Origin of the sequence: Halomonas sp. A40-4 (assembly GCF_015767635.1) — a bacterium.
GTDB lineage: Bacteria > Pseudomonadota > Gammaproteobacteria > Pseudomonadales > Halomonadaceae > Vreelandella > Vreelandella janggokensis.
This window is the reverse complement of record NZ_CP065230.1, coordinates 1,626,684-1,644,609: the sequence shown is the minus strand read 5'-3', so window position 1 is coordinate 1,644,609 and position 17,926 is coordinate 1,626,684. Positions and strand designations below refer to the sequence as shown.

General features: G+C 54.2%; 21 protein-coding genes. 8 read left to right on the top strand and 13 right to left on the bottom strand.

The genetic code is table 11. From position 1 onward, the window contains the following. The first annotated feature begins 75 nt into the window (after positions 1–75). Complete coding sequence (locus tag IT895_RS07700) at positions 76–996, top strand: glutaminase (protein WP_199285188.1); 921 nt, start codon at positions 76–78, stop codon at positions 994–996. Between the two features lie 10 nt (positions 997–1,006). On the opposite strand, the gene IT895_RS07695 is transcribed toward IT895_RS07700, so the two are convergent. Next, the gene (locus IT895_RS07695) at positions 1,007–1,711 is read right to left on the bottom strand and encodes an aspartate/glutamate racemase family protein (RefSeq protein WP_199285187.1); all 705 of its coding nucleotides are present in this window, start codon (positions 1,709–1,711) and stop codon (positions 1,007–1,009) included. A 150-nt stretch (positions 1,712–1,861) separates the two neighbouring features. On the opposite strand from IT895_RS07695, the gene IT895_RS07690 reads away from it, so the two are divergent. Next, positions 1,862–2,464, top strand: a complete 603-nt coding sequence (locus IT895_RS07690; protein WP_199285186.1) for a LysE family translocator — start codon at positions 1,862–1,864, stop codon at positions 2,462–2,464. Here the strand turns inward: IT895_RS07690 and IT895_RS07685 are convergent. Then, positions 2,450–3,283, bottom strand: coding sequence for an AraC family transcriptional regulator (locus IT895_RS07685; RefSeq protein ID WP_199285185.1), 834 nt, complete (start codon positions 3,281–3,283; stop codon positions 2,450–2,452). The two genes, IT895_RS07690 and IT895_RS07685, sit on opposite strands and share 15 nt — an antisense overlap. A 180-nt stretch (positions 3,284–3,463) precedes the next feature. On the opposite strand from IT895_RS07685, the gene IT895_RS07680 reads away from it, so the two are divergent. Beyond that, positions 3,464–4,288, top strand: coding sequence for a DUF1206 domain-containing protein (locus IT895_RS07680; protein WP_199285184.1), 825 nt, complete (start codon positions 3,464–3,466; stop codon positions 4,286–4,288). 15 nt (positions 4,289–4,303) lie between these two features. Here the strand turns inward: IT895_RS07680 and IT895_RS07675 are convergent, their stop codons facing one another. The 6 genes from IT895_RS07675 to IT895_RS07650 all read right to left on the bottom strand — a co-directional run bounded on the left by IT895_RS07675 (position 4,304) and on the right by IT895_RS07650 (position 9,374). Then, on the bottom strand, positions 4,304–5,092 hold the full coding sequence (locus tag IT895_RS07675) for a slipin family protein (RefSeq protein ID WP_066319148.1): 789 nt from the start codon (positions 5,090–5,092) through the stop codon (positions 4,304–4,306). Positions 5,093–5,141: 49 nt separating this feature from the next. Then, positions 5,142–6,539, bottom strand: coding sequence for an NfeD family protein (locus IT895_RS07670; protein WP_199285183.1), 1,398 nt, complete (start codon positions 6,537–6,539; stop codon positions 5,142–5,144). A 315-nt stretch (positions 6,540–6,854) separates the two neighbouring features. Then, positions 6,855–7,271, bottom strand: a complete 417-nt coding sequence (locus tag IT895_RS07665; protein WP_199285182.1) for a DUF4019 domain-containing protein — start codon at positions 7,269–7,271, stop codon at positions 6,855–6,857. A 152-nt stretch (positions 7,272–7,423) separates the two neighbouring features. Then, positions 7,424–8,353, bottom strand: a complete 930-nt coding sequence (locus IT895_RS07660; RefSeq protein ID WP_199285181.1) for an alpha/beta hydrolase — start codon at positions 8,351–8,353, stop codon at positions 7,424–7,426. Positions 8,354–8,455: 102 nt separating this feature from the next. Then, positions 8,456–8,941, bottom strand: coding sequence for a DUF1456 family protein (locus tag IT895_RS07655; RefSeq protein WP_199285180.1), 486 nt, complete (start codon positions 8,939–8,941; stop codon positions 8,456–8,458). After that, entirely contained in the window at positions 8,931–9,374 is a 444-nt protein-coding gene (locus IT895_RS07650; protein WP_199285179.1) for a tetratricopeptide repeat protein, read from the bottom strand. Before IT895_RS07650 ends, IT895_RS07655 begins: the two co-directional genes overlap by 11 nt. 117 nt (positions 9,375–9,491) lie before the next feature. On the opposite strand from IT895_RS07650, the gene IT895_RS07645 reads away from it, so the two are divergent. Further along, positions 9,492–10,319, top strand: coding sequence for a PAAR domain-containing protein (locus IT895_RS07645; RefSeq protein WP_082926038.1), 828 nt, complete (start codon positions 9,492–9,494; stop codon positions 10,317–10,319). 1 nt (position 10,320) lies between these two features. Beyond that, positions 10,321–10,935 carry a tetratricopeptide repeat protein gene (locus IT895_RS07640; protein ID WP_066319127.1) on the top strand — a complete coding sequence of 205 codons (615 nt, stop codon included), beginning with the start codon at positions 10,321–10,323 and terminating at the stop codon, positions 10,933–10,935. Between the two features lie 101 nt (positions 10,936–11,036). Here the strand turns inward: IT895_RS07640 and IT895_RS07635 are convergent, their stop codons facing one another. Then, positions 11,037–11,432, bottom strand: a complete 396-nt coding sequence (locus IT895_RS07635; protein WP_199285178.1) for a GFA family protein — start codon at positions 11,430–11,432, stop codon at positions 11,037–11,039. A gap of 99 nt (positions 11,433–11,531) precedes the next feature. Here IT895_RS07635 and IT895_RS07630 point away from each other — a divergent pair, with 99 nt between their 5' ends. Continuing rightward, complete coding sequence (locus IT895_RS07630; RefSeq protein ID WP_199285177.1) at positions 11,532–11,819, top strand: addiction module protein; 288 nt, start codon at positions 11,532–11,534, stop codon at positions 11,817–11,819. A 208-nt stretch (positions 11,820–12,027) separates the two neighbouring features. Continuing rightward, a complete protein-coding gene (locus IT895_RS07625) occupies positions 12,028–13,224 on the top strand; it encodes a DEAD/DEAH box helicase (protein ID WP_199285176.1) in 1,197 nt (398 codons plus the stop codon). Positions 13,225–13,269: 45 nt separating this feature from the next. Here the strand turns inward: IT895_RS07625 and rho are convergent, their stop codons facing one another. The 3 genes from rho to IT895_RS07610 all read right to left on the bottom strand — a co-directional run bounded on the left by rho (position 13,270) and on the right by IT895_RS07610 (position 15,824). Further along, positions 13,270–14,232 (bottom strand): transcription termination factor Rho, encoded by a 963-nt coding sequence (gene rho, locus IT895_RS07620; protein WP_199285175.1) that lies wholly within the window; start codon positions 14,230–14,232, stop codon positions 13,270–13,272. Positions 14,233–14,594: 362 nt separating this feature from the next. Next, the gene (locus IT895_RS07615; RefSeq protein WP_199285174.1) at positions 14,595–15,179 is read right to left on the bottom strand and encodes a Swt1 family HEPN domain-containing protein; all 585 of its coding nucleotides are present in this window, start codon (positions 15,177–15,179) and stop codon (positions 14,595–14,597) included. Between the two features lie 3 nt (positions 15,180–15,182). Beyond that, complete coding sequence (locus IT895_RS07610; RefSeq protein WP_233337393.1) at positions 15,183–15,824, bottom strand: DUF5343 domain-containing protein; 642 nt, start codon at positions 15,822–15,824, stop codon at positions 15,183–15,185. A gap of 545 nt (positions 15,825–16,369) precedes the next feature. Here IT895_RS07610 and IT895_RS07605 point away from each other — a divergent pair. Further along, positions 16,370–17,347, top strand: a complete 978-nt coding sequence (locus tag IT895_RS07605) for an IS110 family transposase (RefSeq protein ID WP_199285173.1) — start codon at positions 16,370–16,372, stop codon at positions 17,345–17,347. 127 nt (positions 17,348–17,474) lie between these two features. Here the strand turns inward: IT895_RS07605 and IT895_RS07600 are convergent, their stop codons facing one another. Further along, positions 17,475–17,915 (bottom strand): YtoQ family protein, encoded by a 441-nt coding sequence (locus tag IT895_RS07600; protein WP_199285172.1) that lies wholly within the window; start codon positions 17,913–17,915, stop codon positions 17,475–17,477. Positions 17,916–17,926: the final 11 nt, after the last annotated feature.

Here is a 17,926-nt window from a genome sequence, read left to right as displayed (position 1 = left end):
GACTGCAATAGCAGACAGTGCCAGGATTTTTCGCTAGGGTTATTGCCCGCCTCAACTGACGGTCACGATACGCCCATGCAAGCCTTGATCGACGACATTGCCGCCACCATGGCGAGCGCACAGGAGCGTGGCAAAGTAGCGGATTATATCCCCGAGCTAAGCCACGTTGACCCGCAGCAGTTTGCCATTTCCCTGGCCACCGTGGATGGCAAGGTGTACTCGGCGGGGTGCGCGACCACGCCCTTCTCCATCCAGAGTATCTCCAAGGTATTCACGCTGACCATAGCGCTGGGGCAAGTGGGTGATTCGCTGTGGTCGAAAGTGGGCCGCGAACCCTCGGGCGATCCGTTCAACTCCATCGTTCAGCTGGAGCATGAAAGCGGCAAGCCGCGTAATCCGTTCATCAATGCCGGGGCCATTGCGGTAGTCGATGCGATCATGATGGGCCACGAACCCAAAGAGACCCTGGGCGAGATTCTCAGCTTTGTGCGCTATATCGCCGACGACGACAGCATCTACTTCGACCATGCGGTGGCTGCCTCAGAGATGGCCCACCGTGACCGCAACGCCTCGCTGGCGCATTTCATGAAAGCCTTCGGGCATCTACGTCACGATGTCGATAAGGTGCTGGGCACCTACTTTCACCAGTGCGCCATTGCCATGAGCTGTGAGCAGCTCGCTCATGCGGGGCTATTTCTGGCGTCAGATGGTATCAACAAGCCCAGCGGCATTCGGGTGGTGGCTTCCCAGCGGGCCCGACGAATCAACTCGTTGATGATGATGTGCGGCCACTACGACGCCTCCGGCGAATTTGCCTTTCGTGTCGGCTTACCGGCTAAAAGCGGCGTGGGCGGCGGCATACTGGCGATCACGCCGGGCCACGGGGCGATCGCCGTCTGGTCACCGGGGCTCGATGCCTACGGCAATAGCCTGCTAGGCACCCAGGCGCTCGAAATGTTTGTCCAGAAAACTGGCTGGTCGGTGTTTGGCCATTAATGGCAAGCGTTCAGGCGGCCACGCCATCACCCAGCGCCCAGGCCACCGCACGCTGGGCGTGGATCTCGGTGGTGTCAAAAAGCGCGACCGGCGTATCGCTCTGGTTAATCAGCAAACCAATCTCGGTGCAGCCTAGAATCACGCCTTGCGCGCCCCGCGCTGAAAGCGTCGCCACCACGTCCAGATGAGCCTCTTTCGAGGCGGGGTTGATCGTCCCCCGGCAGAGCTCCTGATAGATCACGCGATGAATCACCTCACGCTGGTCGGGCTCAGGCACGATAACTTCGATCCCCCGCGCCTCCAGTCGCTGCCGGTAAAAAGGCTGCTCCATGGTGAACTGGGTACCTAGCAGGCCAACGCGGTCTATCCCCTGCTGGGCCAGAATATCGGCGGTTGCCTCGGCAATATGCAAAAGGGGCAGGCCTGATGCGGCCTCCACCTCGGCAGCTACTTTATGCATGGTATTCGTGCCGATCACCAGAAAATCCGCCCCCGCTGCCGCCAGCGAGCAAGCCGCATTCGCCAGGATGTCCGCCATCGCCTCCCAGTCGCCCTGGCGTTGAAGCGTTTCGATCTCGGCAAAATCCACGCTATAGAGCACTATTTTCGCCGAGTGAAAGCCCCCCAGCTTCTCCGCCACGCCTTGATTGAGCATACGGTAATAGGTCTGCGTGGACTCCCAGCTCATGCCCCCCAGCAAGCCGATGGTTTTCATAACCCTTTGCCTCCCTTCGATAAATTTAAAGCGCCCTTGCCAGCTTTAAAGATACTTAACAATAGCTAAAAAGCTATTTGCAGATCAATTTTGTTCAATATATTCGCCATACGCCACTGCAAACTCCTTGTACTACCAAGGAGGACGATAATGAACGCTTCACTACTGCCCTTGCTGCTACCCATGTCCGCATTTGCCCTTGCCGCGTCCATTTCGCCAGGGCCGGTCAATATCGTTTGCTTGAGTAGCGGCACGAACCACCCCATTCGCCAGGGCCTTGTCTTTGTAACGGGTGCCACACTAGGTTTCATCGCCCTGTTTTTGGGGATTGGCGCAGGCCTTTACTCGCTGCTGCAAGTGGTGCCGCTACTGAAAGATATTTTACGCTGGGCGGGCATCCTGTTTTTGCTTTATCTCAGCTATCAACTTTTCCAGCACGATGGACGCCTGCACGAGCAAGGCGCCGAGAAAGCGCCAGGGTTTATGTCGGGCGCGATGATGCAGTGGCTTAATCCCAAGGCATGGCTGGCGTCTGCCGCTGGTATTGGTGCCTACACCAGCGGTGACGCCCCCCACCAGCTTTGGCTGTTCGCGGGGCTCTACCTGCCTATTTGCTGGCTATCGCTTGCCAGTTGGGTGTACGCAGGGGCTTTTCTCAAACGCTTTGTTCACCGCCCTTCCATTCTGCTAACGGTTAACCGCTTGTTGGCGGCATGTTTGGCCGCCAGTGCTATCTACTTATTGATTGAGTAGCGGGTAGCGGTACTGGTTGGGTGTTGCTGCTACCAGCCGCTTAAAGGTTCGCTGAAAGTGGGGTTGGTCATTAAAGCCAGCGTTCAACGCCGCCTCGACAATAGGTTGCCCTTGCTTTAGTGCCTGTTGCCCCATCTGGATGCGTTGATTAATCAAGTAGGCATGGGGCGTTAGCCCGTACTGCTGTTTGAACGCGCGGATTAAATGACCCGCACTGTAACCGGACTGCTGGCATAAGCTTTCAAGCGAAATGTCGACGGTACAATTATCACGTAAATAGACGGCAACCTGCTCTAGCGTACTGGACGCTTCCGGCAATGCCGCAGGAGGTGCGTGGGCAAGCGCCTGCATAAGGCTAGACAGGTAGTCAGTTAGTACTGCTTGCTTATCGTCAATCGCCTGCCGCTCATCCAGCAGGCAGGACGCCATATCGCAATACGCTGCATAAAGCTCGGGTTGGGTAAGCACAGCGGTGGCAATGTCTTGCCAGTCAGGCGCATCCAGCAGCCCCAACTGATAGCGCAAGTTACTCAGCCAGGCGGTATCGATGTAAAGCATCAGGTACGCCCAGGGCTGATTCTCGATGGGGTTACAGGCATGCACCCAATGCGGGTTCATCATCACCAAGTCACCCGCGCTAATCTGATAGGTCGTATCGCGGTAACGAAAGGTACTTCTGCCTGCGGTAACGGCACCCAGCGACCAGTGCACGTGACTGTGAGGCGCATAGCAGACTTGCCGCGCATCACTGATCTTACGCAACTCTACATGGGGCATGCGCTGATCGCGCCAGAAAAGCGGAGAAGACGATGGACTCATGCGCTACTCAAACAATTCAAATAATGGAAAAAGGAAAAGACAGCCCCGCCCCGCTCAACTCGTCAGCACGGCTTGCTTCGCCTAAGCTGGACAATAGCACGGCGCAGACACAGTATAGTCCCCGCTCATTCAAGTTGCTTATGGATAATTGGCAACAGCCTTATTGGTCAGGAGGACACCATGGCAAGCTCTACGCCCGCACCCGACCACCGCGATGCCATCAGCGCATTCGCCCGCATGGGCTATGCATCCCGCGGCGTGGTTTACGTTCTGGTGGGGGGATTGGCGGCGCTCACCGCCATAGATCAGGGCGGCCAGGCGGAAGGCAGCCGGGGCGCGCTGGAAGCCGTGCTTGGGGCGCCATTCGGCAAGGTGATGCTGGGCATCATCGCCATGGGGCTGCTTGGGTACGCCATGTGGCGCTGCATACAGGCCTTCAAGGACCCCGACCGCCACGGCACCAGCGCCAAAGGGCTGGTGATTCGCGCAGGCTTGTTTGTCAGTGCGGTTACCCATACCTTGCTGGCATTTTTTGCCGCCAGCCTTGTCTTCCGCTTTCTTTCGTCCGGTTCTTCAGGCGGCTCAAGCGGTGGCTCGGAAGGTATGGCCACTTGGCTGATGCAACAACCCTTTGGCCGCTGGTTGGTGGCTGCCGTCGGCATCGCCATCATCGGTGCGGGTATCGCCCATGCCGTCAAAGGCTACAAGGCCAAGTTTGACAAGCACTTCACCATGCCCTCGCGCACCCAAGCCTGGGCCTACCCGATATGCCGTTTCGGCCTGGTGGTTCGCGGGCTCGTCTTTGTGATCGTGGGTAGTTTGTTCATGATCGCCGCTTACCAGTTCGACCCCAACGAAGCTGGCGGCACGGCGGAAGCGTTTAACACCTTGCGGCGCCAGGCCTTCGGGCAATGGCTGTTTGGGTTTGTCGCCATTGGCCTGCTGGCGTTTGGATGCTATAGCGTGCTTACCGCCATTTACCGCCACGTTGACCCTTCGTTATAGCCCTATCAGGAGCGTTTAAGCGTCGTCTTTTGGCGAACCCGATGCGGGCGGCATGTGCTTGGCTTTCATGTCCTTGAAGGCTTCCATGATGTCCATGGGCAGCGGGAAGACGATCGTCGAGGCGTTCTTGTTGCTCATGTCGCTCATGGTCTGCAGGTAGCGTAGCTGCAACGCGGCGGAGTTTTCCTGCATCACGTTGGCGGCCTCGACCAGTTTCTTCGAGGCCTGCAGTTCGCCTTCAGCATGGATGACCTTGGCACGCCGCTCGCGCTCTGCCTCGGCCTGGCGGGCTATAGCGCGGATCATGCTCTCGTCCAGATCCACGTGCTTGATCTCGACGTTCGCCACCTTGATGCCCCAGGAGTCTGTCTGAGCATCAATGATTTCCTGGATGTCGTCGTTGAGCTTGTCGCGCTCGGAAAGCATTTCATCCAGGTCATGCTTACCCAATACCGAACGCAGCGTGGTTTGCGCCAGCTGGCTGGTCGCCTGGGTGAAGTTCTCCACCTGAATAATCGCCTTTTCAGGGTCGATCACGCGAAAGTAAAGCACGGCGTTGACCTTCACCGTGACGTTGTCCTGGGAGATCACATCCTGCTCGGGCACGTCCATGGTGATAACACGCAGATCGACCACCTGCATCTTTTGAATGGCCGGGATCACGATAACCAGACCAGGCCCTTTTACCTTCTGATAACGGCCCAGAAAGAACACCACGCCACGTTTATATTCCGGCAGAATGCGAATGGAGGCGGCTATCAGCAACACCACCAGGACAACGGGCACTAAGTAAGATAGCAACATGGGACACCTCGTCTAGCGATTGATGTGTAACGCACTGGCGGCCAGGCGCTTACGGGGGTGATACGTAGACCGTCAAGCCCTCAAGGCGCTCCACTTTCACCTCGTCGCCCTGCTTGATCGGCACATTGGTCACCGCGTTCCAGCGCTCGCCATGCAGTCGCACGTGGCCGCGCGTGTCAAAATCTTCCAGGGCAATAGCACTTGCACCAATCAGCTGCTCCATCCCTGTGTGGGCCGGACGCTTGCGCAGCGTTGCGAAGCGGGTCAGCGTCCATAGCATCAGCCCGCCGGACACCAGCGCCACACCGCCAATCAGTGGCAGCGAAATGGCGAGGTACTCGGCATCCATCAGCATGATCGACCCCAGCACAAAGGCAATAATCCCGCCCACGCCCAATACACCAAAGCTGGGCATTAACGCCTCGCCCACCATTAGCGCCAATCCCACGATGATAAGCGCCAGGCCCGCATAATTGATCGGTAACATCTGAAAGGCAAAGAGCGCCAACAACAGCGAAATAACCCCGATAGTGCCAGGGAACAGGCTGCCGGGGCTCGAAAGTTCGAAGATCAGCCCGTAAAAGCCGATGATCAGCAGGAAGTAGGCAATATTGGGGTTCGTAATCAGCGAAAGCAGCTCTGTGCGCCAATCCGGATCAAAGCGCTCGATGGCGAGGTCGGCTGTCTCAAGCGTCCGATCACCACCTTCCATGACCACCGTCGTACCGTCTATTTGTGAAAGTAAATCGTTCAGATCCTGCGCAATCACATCGATGACGTCCTGCTCCAGTGCCTCATTGGCGGTGAGGTTGACCGCCTCGCGCACCGCCTCTTCGGCCCAATCGGCGTTCCGGTCGTGACGCTCGGCCAGGCTGCGGATAAAGCTTACCGCGTCTTCCATGACCTTGCGTTCCATGGCGCTGCTCTCGCCTCCAGATGCGCTTTCACTTTCTCTTTCACTCTCGCCTTCCGATTGGCCTTCGGCGTTGTCATCCGCTTCATCAGCGCTGCCGGGAAAGCCGGAACCGCCCATCTGCACGGGCGTGGCAGAGCCCAGATGGGTCGCAGGTGCCATGGCGGCAACGTGGCTGCCATACAGCAGATAAGTGCCCGCACTGGCCGCCCGAGCGCCGCTGGGGGAGACATACATTGCCACGGGAATGTCGGCATTCAGCATTTCACGGATCATGTCGCGGGTCGTGTCGACCAGGCCGCCTGGCGTATCCAGCTCAACGACAACCACCTCGCTGTTCTGCTCACGGGCCTTGCGCAGCCCGCGCTCAAGATAATCCTTGGTGGCGGGGCCAATGGGCCCTTCAATGCTCATCACCAGGGCGCTACGCGAAGAAGTCTGTGCCGTGGCCTGCCAGGCAAACGACAGCGCCAGCATCAACAAACCTGCCAGCGATAACCAAAGCCAAGGGGATTTGTAAGAAAGGCTTCGCATATCAGCTCTCCCCGCGCCTAGCGTCCTGAAACCATTACCTGACTGCTGGGTCAGCAGCCATTATATAAGCACGCCCACCATCGGAATCATCATATACAAAACTTACGCCCTGTATACTTTCTGAACAAGTAATATCGCCACATTGATATACTTTCAACATAGCACTTATGGTGGGTTGGGTAATGAGGCGAAGCGTAAACTTCCTTAGCAGGAAAAATTGTCGCCATTTCAGGCCAATCTGGCATATTTATCCCTATCGGGAAATACACCTGGGCAAGCTGATTCGCCAGGCATGCAGCCCTGGCAGCTGGCAAATCAGGGCGCTTCCACGTAATAGCTGCTCACCCGCCAGGTGCCGTTTTCAAGGTGGGGGGTAACGGTCTCGAGCCAACGTCCGCTGTTCTCGAAGCCGGTTTGGAAGGTAAAGACGATATAGTCGCCGCTCGGCGCACCCGGCATGGACGTCTGGTGGCTGGTACGAATGCGCTTGCGCGAGGCCACCTCGCCAAAGTCCCGGCGCACAAGCTCAATGGTGCGCGCCAACATACCCTGTGACAGCGGCGCTTTTAATATCGGCGACGAGGTCTCCCAGGCTTGTTCATAATTACCGTTATCGATCGCTTTCAACCAGGCAAGCGCAGCGGCCTCTGCCTCATTGGCAGTATGGGCCATGGCATGCGCACTGAAAGACAGCAGTGCGGCCGTGATGATGCAACTGAGTATTTTGGGCATGGCTGACTCTCGATACATGGGGGACGGTCGAACAACGTTGTTCGATAGCGTTCATCCGATATAAAGAGATATCGGAAACTGGCGAGGTTTCTTTAGGGGATTTGAAAGATCCGCCAATATCCGTTTGCAGCGCCCGCACTTGTTGTTGCCCACTATAACCCCTGAAGCCACTGACGAACGGTCGCGATGCCCTCTTCACTGACCACTAGCTCCAGGTGCGATGCGCCTTCCACCGTGGTGATGTCCGCATGCGGCACAAGCGGACGCAGCACGGGTTCAAATTGATCCGCATACAACGCCTCGTCCTCAGCACCGGTGACCACCAGAACGGGCACCTGCACTGAGCCCAGCGCCTGACGAAAATCAGCCGGACTAAAACCGCTCATCAACCGGTATGAATAGGCGAGCGTCTCTGAGCCATCGCGGTATTCAGGTGGCAAGTTGAACCGCAATACATCCGTCCCGTTGAAATGCGTGATGCCAATCGCGTTGAGCATCGAGATCGCCACAATCCTGGCGACACTTGGCTCTGCCCAGCCGCCGGAGTTATCCCGCACAGTGGGCGCATCGTGCCCAAGGTAAGGCGCCAGCAGCAGATACGCCGAGGCAAGGTGACCATGCTGCCCACCGGCAAAGCGTACCGCGAGCCCGCCTCCGGATGAATGACCGCCAACGACCACTCTTGAGACATCGGTGTTGGTGTCTTTGATATGGGCAATGAGATCCGCCAGGTCATCTTCAAGCTGCTCAATGTAGTCGATATCGCCACGGCGCACCGACGAAGGACCATGCCCACGGACATCCGGCGTATAGACACTGGCAGTGCCTGACGCGGCCAACTCATGGGCGAGCGTCGCCAGGTACCTGCTGTCGGTTCCAGAGCCATGCACGAGGATCAGCGCGGTACGGGCATCACTTGGATAATGGCGGTACGCGAGCGATGTTCCGTCCCGTGCTTCATACGTTTGCAGCGGGGGCAGCGGGCGTGATGCTTGTGCAGAGGCCAGCGCTTCAAAATCAAGGCTGTTCGCGTTTGCACTTGTCGACATCGCCAGCAATGCTCCCATAACGGCAATCATCATGCGTTGTATCACTAGTCCTCCCGAACGCCTCAGCACATCGGCTACCTTGATGCAGTGGCACACAGCCCAGTGTCCGGGTTGGCTCTTCACGCTACTTACCCTTTAGGCGTTTGAGCCTGAGCCTTCCTGGGTTGGGCGTAACTGACGCTGAGTGCCGAGCAGGAAATTGCGCAGCATCTGATCCTTGCACTCACGGTAATTCTTGTGGCTTGGTTTACGGAAAAAGGCGCTGAGTTCATGGTGGCTCAACGGTAGCCCGACCAACTCAAAAACCTCCAGCACATCATCCGCTTTCATGTTCAGGGCAATGCGCAGTTTCTGGAACACCATGTTGTTGTTCAGTTGCGCTTCCGGCTCGGGTTGCGGGCCTTCGCGCTTGCCACGCTTGAAGCTGATAAACCCGTTCAAGAACGCCGCCAGCTCCTTGTTCCTCATCGTGACAAAGGCATCGTCGTCATCCTTTTTCAGCCAGGCCGTCACCTGCGGCTGGGTAACGGGCACTTCTGCCAGCGCGAAGATATCCACAATGGTGCTGTCTTTTAAATCGAAGGTGTAGCGGATGCGGCGAAAAATATCGTTATTGGTCAAAATGGGGTTCCTGGCCGGTAGTTAGTTTTTCAAGCAGTTCATCGATGTCGGCTTTCAGTTCGTCATCTTCAGTGCCCTGCGCACTGGTTTTGGCCTGTCGTAGACTGGCAATAGCCGCGTCGGTCTTGCCTGCCTCAGCTTGCAACATCGCCATGGAAAAACCAATTGAAGCCCGATGGTCGTTGGAATCAATGGCGTTGGCTTTTTCCAGGGCCTTTTCGTAGCCCGCCAGCGCGTCTTCCAGCTCTTCGGTAAAATCCGCCAGGGTTTCCCATTGCTCCGGGTGGTCTTTATCGGTGTTCTCGTTATCAACGCAGATTGCCTGCAACTCGGCATACAGCGCATCAAATGTTTCTCTGTCATCCTTGGCGGCAGCCTTCATCAGCTTTTCCGCCAGTTCGTAAACCGCCTTGTAAATTTTGGTGTTAATCACTGTGCATTACCTTTTCTATTACCCGGATTAATAGAGTTTCAGCTCTCCCCGATAAGTAGCATGACCGATCATATGAGTGCTAATCTTCCATGATGCACTATATATAAGGAACGTTCGATGGATCTTGCCAAGGTAGGCGACAGAGTCATCTGTCAGTGTAAAGGGAGCCCACACAACATTGTCTCCGGCGCATCCGCCACTATGGTCGATGGCATACCGGTTGCCAGGATAGGAGACAAGAGCTCTTGTAGCGCAGTCATTTCATCAGGTGCCAGTTGGTATTCGGTGGAGGGCTCTCCAGCTGCCATTCATGGTAGTGCGACCTCATGTGGTGGCTATATCGTGGCAGCTTCTTCTGCGATAACTGGCTCACCCACCACAGGAGGCATGCAGACATCCTCCCATCAAGCAAGCGCAGCCGCTGATGATGCACCAAACCAGGAGGGCATCCCCTCATCTGAGCTTTCTCCTACCGAAATCAACGAAGAATCTATATACGAATTTGTCGCCGAAACAGCCGAAGTCACCATGAATCAACCCGCCTATCTACTCGTGGAGGGCGTGGGCATGAATGGCGGCTATTCATTTCGGAACAATATCGTTATTAGAGGAAATGCCCTCCATATTTCTTCGCTGGGCTGGGCTCCTTCTGCACTATCGCCAGGGTCAGGCTCCGCCGTGCTTAATATGCGTGCTGAACTCAAGGATGGCAACCAACTTATTCAGGCAGTAGTTCTTGAGAATAGTGGTATCAATGCCTGGCCAGACGACCCCCAGTATACGCCGGTAGGCCACGCCACCATCCGATTACCTGAACCACAACCTGACACAACGCTTTCGCTTCACTTCCAGGGCACTTTCATTTACCAGACAAGCTCAGGTTCAGTGACGCCAATGCCGCCAAGCACTAGCAAGATGATTTCTATCCAAGTAGTGGCAAAATGACATGATTAAAAAATTACTCCTTATTCTGCCAATTTTCCTTTTAATGTCAGCTTGCCAGGAAAGCTCGGGCAATAGCATTGATGACGAGTCTATCGATCTCCAAAGGCAAGCCAACGAAGAAGTTACCTTCGGCATAGCGGAAGAAAATAGCGAAAGACTGGACAGAGCGAAGGAACTGATCGAGCAATCACTAAATGCAGACCCCAACAACCATGCAGCGTTGATCAATAGAGCTCAGATTGCCGTATACCAACAAAACTACGAACGCGCCCTAAGCGATGTGGAAAGCGCTTACGACATTGCGCCGAGCAATGATTCACTCCCACTTTTTCGCTGCATTCTGATAGAAGAAGTGAAAGGTAATGATAGAGGCAAGGCGTGCTACTCATCTGTCGAAGAACGTTACGCCGAGCGACATAATTCTGATGGTAAAATTCCCGCCAATTGGGTAGGCGCGGCCATACTGGCTGATACTCAAGACGCACCAAGACTGGTCGAGGCATATCTTGAGCAGGCAAGGAGTAAGGGTGAGATGGAAGCTGAAATGGCCGAAATGACGATTGAAAGCCTCCAGGATGGAAGCTACGTGGACCAAGTATTGATGCGGCATAAATGAGTGTCAGCTCTACTAAACTCTTGGGCAGCGTAAGCCCCACTTAATTAGCGCTACACCCATTGGTTGAATGACCCGCCTGCTTTTTTGCCGACTGAATTAACCTACAAATCAGCTTCATGATTGATACCGTCACTGACGGGAAGATCAGGTAAGTCATGCGGGTTAACGCCTTCCAAACACCCGACATTGAATCCGTATATATCGGGATTCGAGCGCGTTTGATGGTGCGTGTAGATGCCACAATTGGAACAGAAGTAGTGCTTTGCGACACCCGAGTTGAACTGATAGAGCCTTAGCTGCTCAGCGCCGCTGATAACACGTAGACCACTCAATGGCACATAGGCCATCACCGCGCCTTTGCGCCTGCACATCGAGCAATTACACCTTTTAGGTTCGACAAGGCCGTCAGGCAGATCAAGCTCAAGCACCACCGTGCCGCAGTGGCACGTCGCCCTATGCGTAGGCTGAATTTCTACACCGCCGACTTGTTTGAGCATTGCATGTTCCCTTTGAGCTGTAGCTGACGTCCTGTTGACCGGCTTTTTAGGGCCATTGAATCGGGATAGCATAGCTAAATAATCACTCGCAGAGGCACCATGGCGACGGAAATATTAGACCACCTACGCTCCCAGATTTCGTCTCTCTCCGAGTCGGAACGTGCAGCGCTGGCTCTCGAGCTCATAATGAGCATTGACAGTCACTATGACGCTTCTGTCGAGCAAGCCTGGAACGATGAAATTGTTCGCCGTGTGTCCAAGGTCAAAAAAGGAAAGACCAAGCTGCTTAGCCGCGAAGAATTTCGAACCAAGATGCGAGCGAGATTAGGCCAATGCAGCCAGGTGCTTCTGGATCAGGATGAGCAACGGGCTCGGGTGGATCGATAGATCGGTCAACGTGCATAAGTCGGCCTCGTGCTGATTAATATGTCAGAATCGTGACGCCAAAGGTCGGCTTCTAACGCCGCAATGAGGGGGAGATGTCGCAGCACTACGACGCTGATTGGATAATTCAAGAAACGAACGGCGGCTCTCGCGCTATACTGCACCACTTTTTATTTTCGACACCCCTCACGACTATCTGTCAGAGCGCCTTATGCCATTTGCAAAACTAGGATTATCCAGTCCTCTTGTTCAAGCGATTACCGAGCTCGGTTACAAAACGCCAACGCCCATCCAGGAACAAGCCATTCCTGCCATTCTTTCGGGTAACGACTTGATCGCCACCGCACAAACCGGCACAGGCAAAACCGCTGCTTTTGTGCTGCCGCTTCTGGAACGCTTCAGTAACGCGGAAACCTTGCGCGGCAAACGCATACGTGCGCTAATCCTGGTGCCAACCCGCGAGCTGGCGGTTCAGGTCGAAGCCAGTGTGGCGCAATACGCTAAACACACGCCCTTAACCTCGATGGCCGCGTATGGCGGTGTGGATACCGCGCCCCAAAAAGAGCGTCTAATCGAAGGAGTGGATATTCTGGTCGCAACGCCGGGTAGACTGCTTGATTTGGCGCATCAGCGTGCGGTGCACTTTGATGAACTACAAGTCATGGTATTGGACGAAGCGGACAGAATGGTCGACATGGGCTTTGTCGATGATATCCATAAAATCATCGTCCGCCTGCCAGAAAACCGTCAGAACCTGCTGTTCACAGCCACCATGACTAACGACGTTCGCGCCATCGCCCACGCGTTTTCAGACAGCAAGATGACCGACGTGGCGGCGAACATCTCCATAACACCCAACGTCCGCGCCGCTGCCACGATCAACCAATGGCTCATCACGGTGGACAAAGACACCAAGTCCGCCCTATTGAGCCACTTGATCAACGAGCAAGCGTGGGATCAGGCGCTGATTTTTGTCGAGAAAAAACACAGTGCGGCCAAGCTGGTTGCTCAACTGGAAAAACGCGGTATTCAAGCGGATTCCATCCATGGCGGCAGAAGCCAGGCCATGCGCGAAAAGGTGCTGGATCAGTTCAAATCGGGCGAACTGAAGTACCTAGTAGCTACCGGTGTCGCCGCTCGGGGGTTGGATATTGGTGAACTGAGCCGTGTGGTGAATTACGATTTACCCTTCCAGCCAGAAGAGTATATCCACCGCATTGGCCGCACCGGCCGTGCAGGTGCCTCCGGTGAAGCCATCTCGCTGGTCGACATCAGCGACTTTAAAAATCTGTGTGCGATTGAAAGACGTTTGAAAAACACGATTGAGCGCAAAGACGTTGAGGGCTTCCCGGTCAAAAAAGCGGTGCCCGTTTCCAACTTAGACCACGTTAAAAAGAGCAGCCGTTAAGCCTTAACCAAGAAGCTCACCTCGAATGAATACTAAGGGTGAGCTTCACCTCTCCTCAGCGGGCGAGAAAGCATCCAACAGCTCGGCATTCGTGGGGTATTTCTCCAACAGCGCAAGCAGCTTCTGCGCGCCTTCTATTGGCTTAAGATGTGTTAGCGCTCTGCGCAATGTCCGAACCTTTTCAATATCCTTTGCATCAATCAACAGCTCTTCTCGACGGGTACTGCTTTTAGCAATATCAATCGCCGGGAAAATCCGTTGATTGGCCACGTCCCGAGATAGCACCAGCTCCATATTGCCCGTGCCCTTGAACTCCTCGAAAATCACCTGATCCATACGGCTTCCCGTATCCACCAGAACGGTGGCCAGAATGGTGAGCGATCCGCCGTTTTCGATCTTTCGCGCAGCGCCAAACAGTTTCCGGGGTATTTCCATCGCTCGGCTGTCGAGCCCACCCGACATCGTGCGGCCATTGCCCCGCTGCTCCGAATTATGCACACGTGAGAGCCTCGTAAGAGAGTCGATCACAATCATCACATTATGACCCTCGCCTGCTTGCCTACGTGCCGTCTCAAGGAGCTTATCGGCCATACGCACATGGTGTGTGTAGGTTTCGTCTGAAGACGATGCATGTACCTCAGCCGACACACTGCGCTTAAAATCGGTCACTTCTTCAGGGCGCTCATCAATCAGCAAGGCATACAGCTTTATTTCCGGATGAGCCTCAGCCACGGCCTGACAGATATGTTTTAACATCGTCGTCTTGCCAGAGCCTGGCGGCGCCACAATCAACCCTCGTTGCCCCATCCCAATGGGCGTGATCAAATCCATCGCTCGCGCAGTACGCTGCTTAGAACCAGGCTCTAAAACAATGCGTGGGGAAGGATGAATAGCGACGCCATTTAAAAACCGTTTTTCTGGATCATTAGGGAATTGATCTTCAACTTCGTCGGCGGGCTTGGCGTCTGCCTGTCTTTTTGTTTTCAAGCCTAGTGTTTTTCTGGTCATAATATTGGTTGATCGCCTTGAATAGCCGGGATTTATTGGATAGCTGCATTATAGGCCAGCCGAACTGTCGCACCGTTACGGTGCTTGGGATGAAAAACGGGTAAGTCTAACTTGTGCTCGATCAGGTAGTGTACGGCATGTTCAAAGGTGAATGGCTTGAGCTGACACCACCACGGCGTTCTGATCGTAGTTATAAGCCTTGAAGCGCAGCATGCTGACCACTCGTCTTCTGTTTCATCGATCCTACCAAAGCTGGAGCGTCAACGGGTTTTCAACAGCCACAACAACTTGTCACCGGTAAATTAGGAGCGCAACGAGTAATTTATCCGCGTGCAGCAACTTGTTAGAAGTGACACGCCTTATTAGCTAGTAATTCTGAACCAGTCTCGGAGAGCTAGTTCAAGCCTAAGCACTTCATCCTCCGCTAGTGGAGAGCAATGTGCGATAGGATTTCGGAGTGAGTTTAACGCGGACATAACCTTCTCCATTGCCTTTTGATCGTTAAAAACAACGCCGCCAAATAATCCCCAGTTGGCCTTGATGATTTCACCAAGCTCGCCGAAGGTGGTGTAATCAATGGGTTCTTTGGATCTTGGTGTTACTGCGGCCTCTTTTTCGCGCTTTATACTTTTCTTTGCGTTCGCTTTTACTACATCTGGGACGAGATTCTCCCACCAATCTTGATCTTCGGTCCCTTCAAACACATCGACTATCAACTGTCGGATTGATTTTTCTAGGCAGTAAAAGAGCTCATAATGTTTTGACATTCCGCGAGCTTCACCTCTTAATGCCGCATCGAATTGAGGATAATAGGTATCCTCGATATGACTGGCCTCTTCAGTTCTTCGGCCAAGATCAATATTGTATTGTCGTTCGATCTGGTCGAGATCCGCTTCTAACAACATATTTGTCATTGCAAAAGACTTGATTGCTGACGCCCTATTCATCAGCTACTCCTGGATTAAATGTTTTTTAAGGCTTTTAAAGATCGCGTTGAAAACCTCGATATCTGTTGTAGCAGGCAAGTTGAGATTTATTGTATAAGACAGGTTTATGCTTTCCGACCCGCCGGAATGTTGTTGATGATGTATCTGAGAGAGCTGTGACTCCCTCTTTGAACTTTGCGGAATCTCCTCCTCTTCTAAATCTACGTCTCCGTTTCCCTCCGCCTCAAAGTCAGCAAGCTTCCTAAGTGCTTGGAACGTAGAAAGGGTCATCTGAACAACCCTAGAATTTTGCTCAGCTCCCGTAGCTTCGACAATCAGTCCTCTAAGGGTGCTTTGGTCGGTGTCATAAACATACTCGTTCATCTGGAATAGGGGCTCGTAAAGCTCACGCATTGCATCAGCTATCGCTTTGCCAGATTTGGCGGGGTTTCTGAACTCCTTGTATCGTTCAGTGGGCGTGCCGTCTGATCCGACTAACCCCATTTTCTTAATGAATGGAATAATTGATCGAGGCGTTCCCCCTTTCATTAGAAGCTTCTCTGATACGAAATCTTGGGAAAATTTTTCGGGGACAGAGGCAGTCTTAATTTTTTCCAACATGCTTATCAGCGTTGTTGTGGTTTGTGCGTAAGGAAGGTTTGCCACATCATTCTCCTATTTCGTTTTTCATTTAACTTCTAACAGTGGTTATACGCCAAGCTGCATAACCTCAATGAATGTGCCCGCGCGTTTGTTGCTATTACCTAGTTACTTACATTCCTTTAACTCATTGTTTAAAAAACATCAATCTGACCCCAGACAGCATATACAAAATTTGCGTGCCCGCTTGTTTTGCTCTGTTCAATCATACTCTATTCATAAATTTGGCTTAGGTCACGTGTCGGGAAGGTAAATTTTGTAGGTGGTGTGTTCAGGGTTGGAAAGGTGAGGAAGGAAACTCTGTACAAGTGATTGTTTTCGTTGGCTGATTTAATGCTGATCGCCCAATGAACTGGGCTCCTTGTGTCTCTCAAGAGGGAATGATTAGCTACCACTCTCTCTGGCCAGAAGGGTAACCCGTTGAGCTCCTGATGGGCTTTGACCCTGCGTTGTAGATGGGCCCCTTCTGGTTTCTTATCTCGTAAATTTGGACGGTATCCAAAGCCCTTCGCGCGACGAAAGAGGCTGTACGAACAAGGCGAGACAACGAGATGGCATATATCGGCATTGATGTTAGCAAACAGAAACTTGATTGCCTGTGGGTGCGCGATTTGAGCAAGGGGAAGGTGAAAACGAAAGTATTCCCCAACCGCCATCAGGACTACCCAGGTTTGCTCGACTGGCTTGTCAGGCAGACCGGCGAAGATATCAGCAACCTGCATGTCTACCTGGAAGCCACCAGCATTTACCATGAGCCTTTAGCTTACTGGCTGCATGACGTTGGTGTCACCGTGTACGTACTGAACCCTGCCCAGGTGCGCCATCACGCCAAGGGGATGGGCGTCCGCAGCAAGACTGACCGCAAGGACAGCATGATGCTCGCCCGCTATGGGGTCGAACGGAACCCTCAACCGTGGCAACCAGAGCCAACGGAGGTGAGAGAGCTAAAGCGTCTCATCAACCGGTTAGAAGCCGTAGAGGACGATCTGCAACGCGAGCGTAACCGCCTGGAGAAGGCCGAATTCAACACCGACACTCAAGCGAGCGAATCCATTAGCTATATGCTGGTCGCCCTTGAGCGAGAAGTACAGCGGCTGCAGCAGGCGATCGCTGACCATTTCGAGGCGCATCCTCCGCTTAAACAGGATCGCAAACTACTCGAGAGTATTCCCGGTATCGGAAACGTCCTGTCAGCTCGCTTGGTCGCCACACTACGCAGTCGAGATTTTCGCAGTGCTCGACAGGCAGCCGCGTTCCTGGGCCTCGTACCGATACTAAAAGAGTCAGGTACATCGGTGAAATTACGATCCCATCTTTCCAAGGCAGGGGCGCCCGGCATCCGCCGGAAGCTTTATATGGCCGCCGTCGTATCGACCCGATGTAATCCTGATATCAGCGAGCAATTTGCACGACTCAAAGCCCGTGGTAAACCAACACTGTCGGCGTTGGGAGCGGCTATGCGGAAATTGGTGCATATCGCTTTCGGCGTGTTGAAGTCACAAAGTGAATATCGGCCGCAAGGAGCATGAAGCCCCTTGCAGTTGGTATAGAGAGACGGTATCTACAGGCCCTTGCCCTAGGCACTGGTGGCACGGTGGTTGCTGATTGCGCGATGAATTGCGCTCAGGGCACCGTGCACTTCGCTGGGTGGGCTTATTAGGCTTTGAGAACGTAGCGGAGGGTTTCGACGACTTGGTCGGTGGTGGTGCACCAGGCTTGGGCGCCTGCGTCGACTTCTTTTAGCGGGTGGACGATGTCTTCGCTGTGCAGGGTGATGTAGGGCTTGGCAAGGGCGGCGCAGTAGCCTGCGTCGAAGGCGGCGTTCCATTGCTTGTATTTGTCACCGAAGCGTACGACGACCAGGTCGGCCTGTTCGATCATCGTGCGGGTGCGGATGGCGTTGACCTTGGAGGACTGGTGGTCGCGCCAGAAGCCATTTTCGGATTTGCCGAGGTGGTCACCGGCGGCGTCCGAGGCGTCGTGGTCGGTCACCGGGGCGGTGAAGACGATATCCAGGCCTGCCGCGTCGGCGCCGCGCTGGATTTCGTCGCGCCAGTCGGTGTGGATCTCGCCGGATAGGTATACGTAAAAGCTCATTGTCGCTCCTG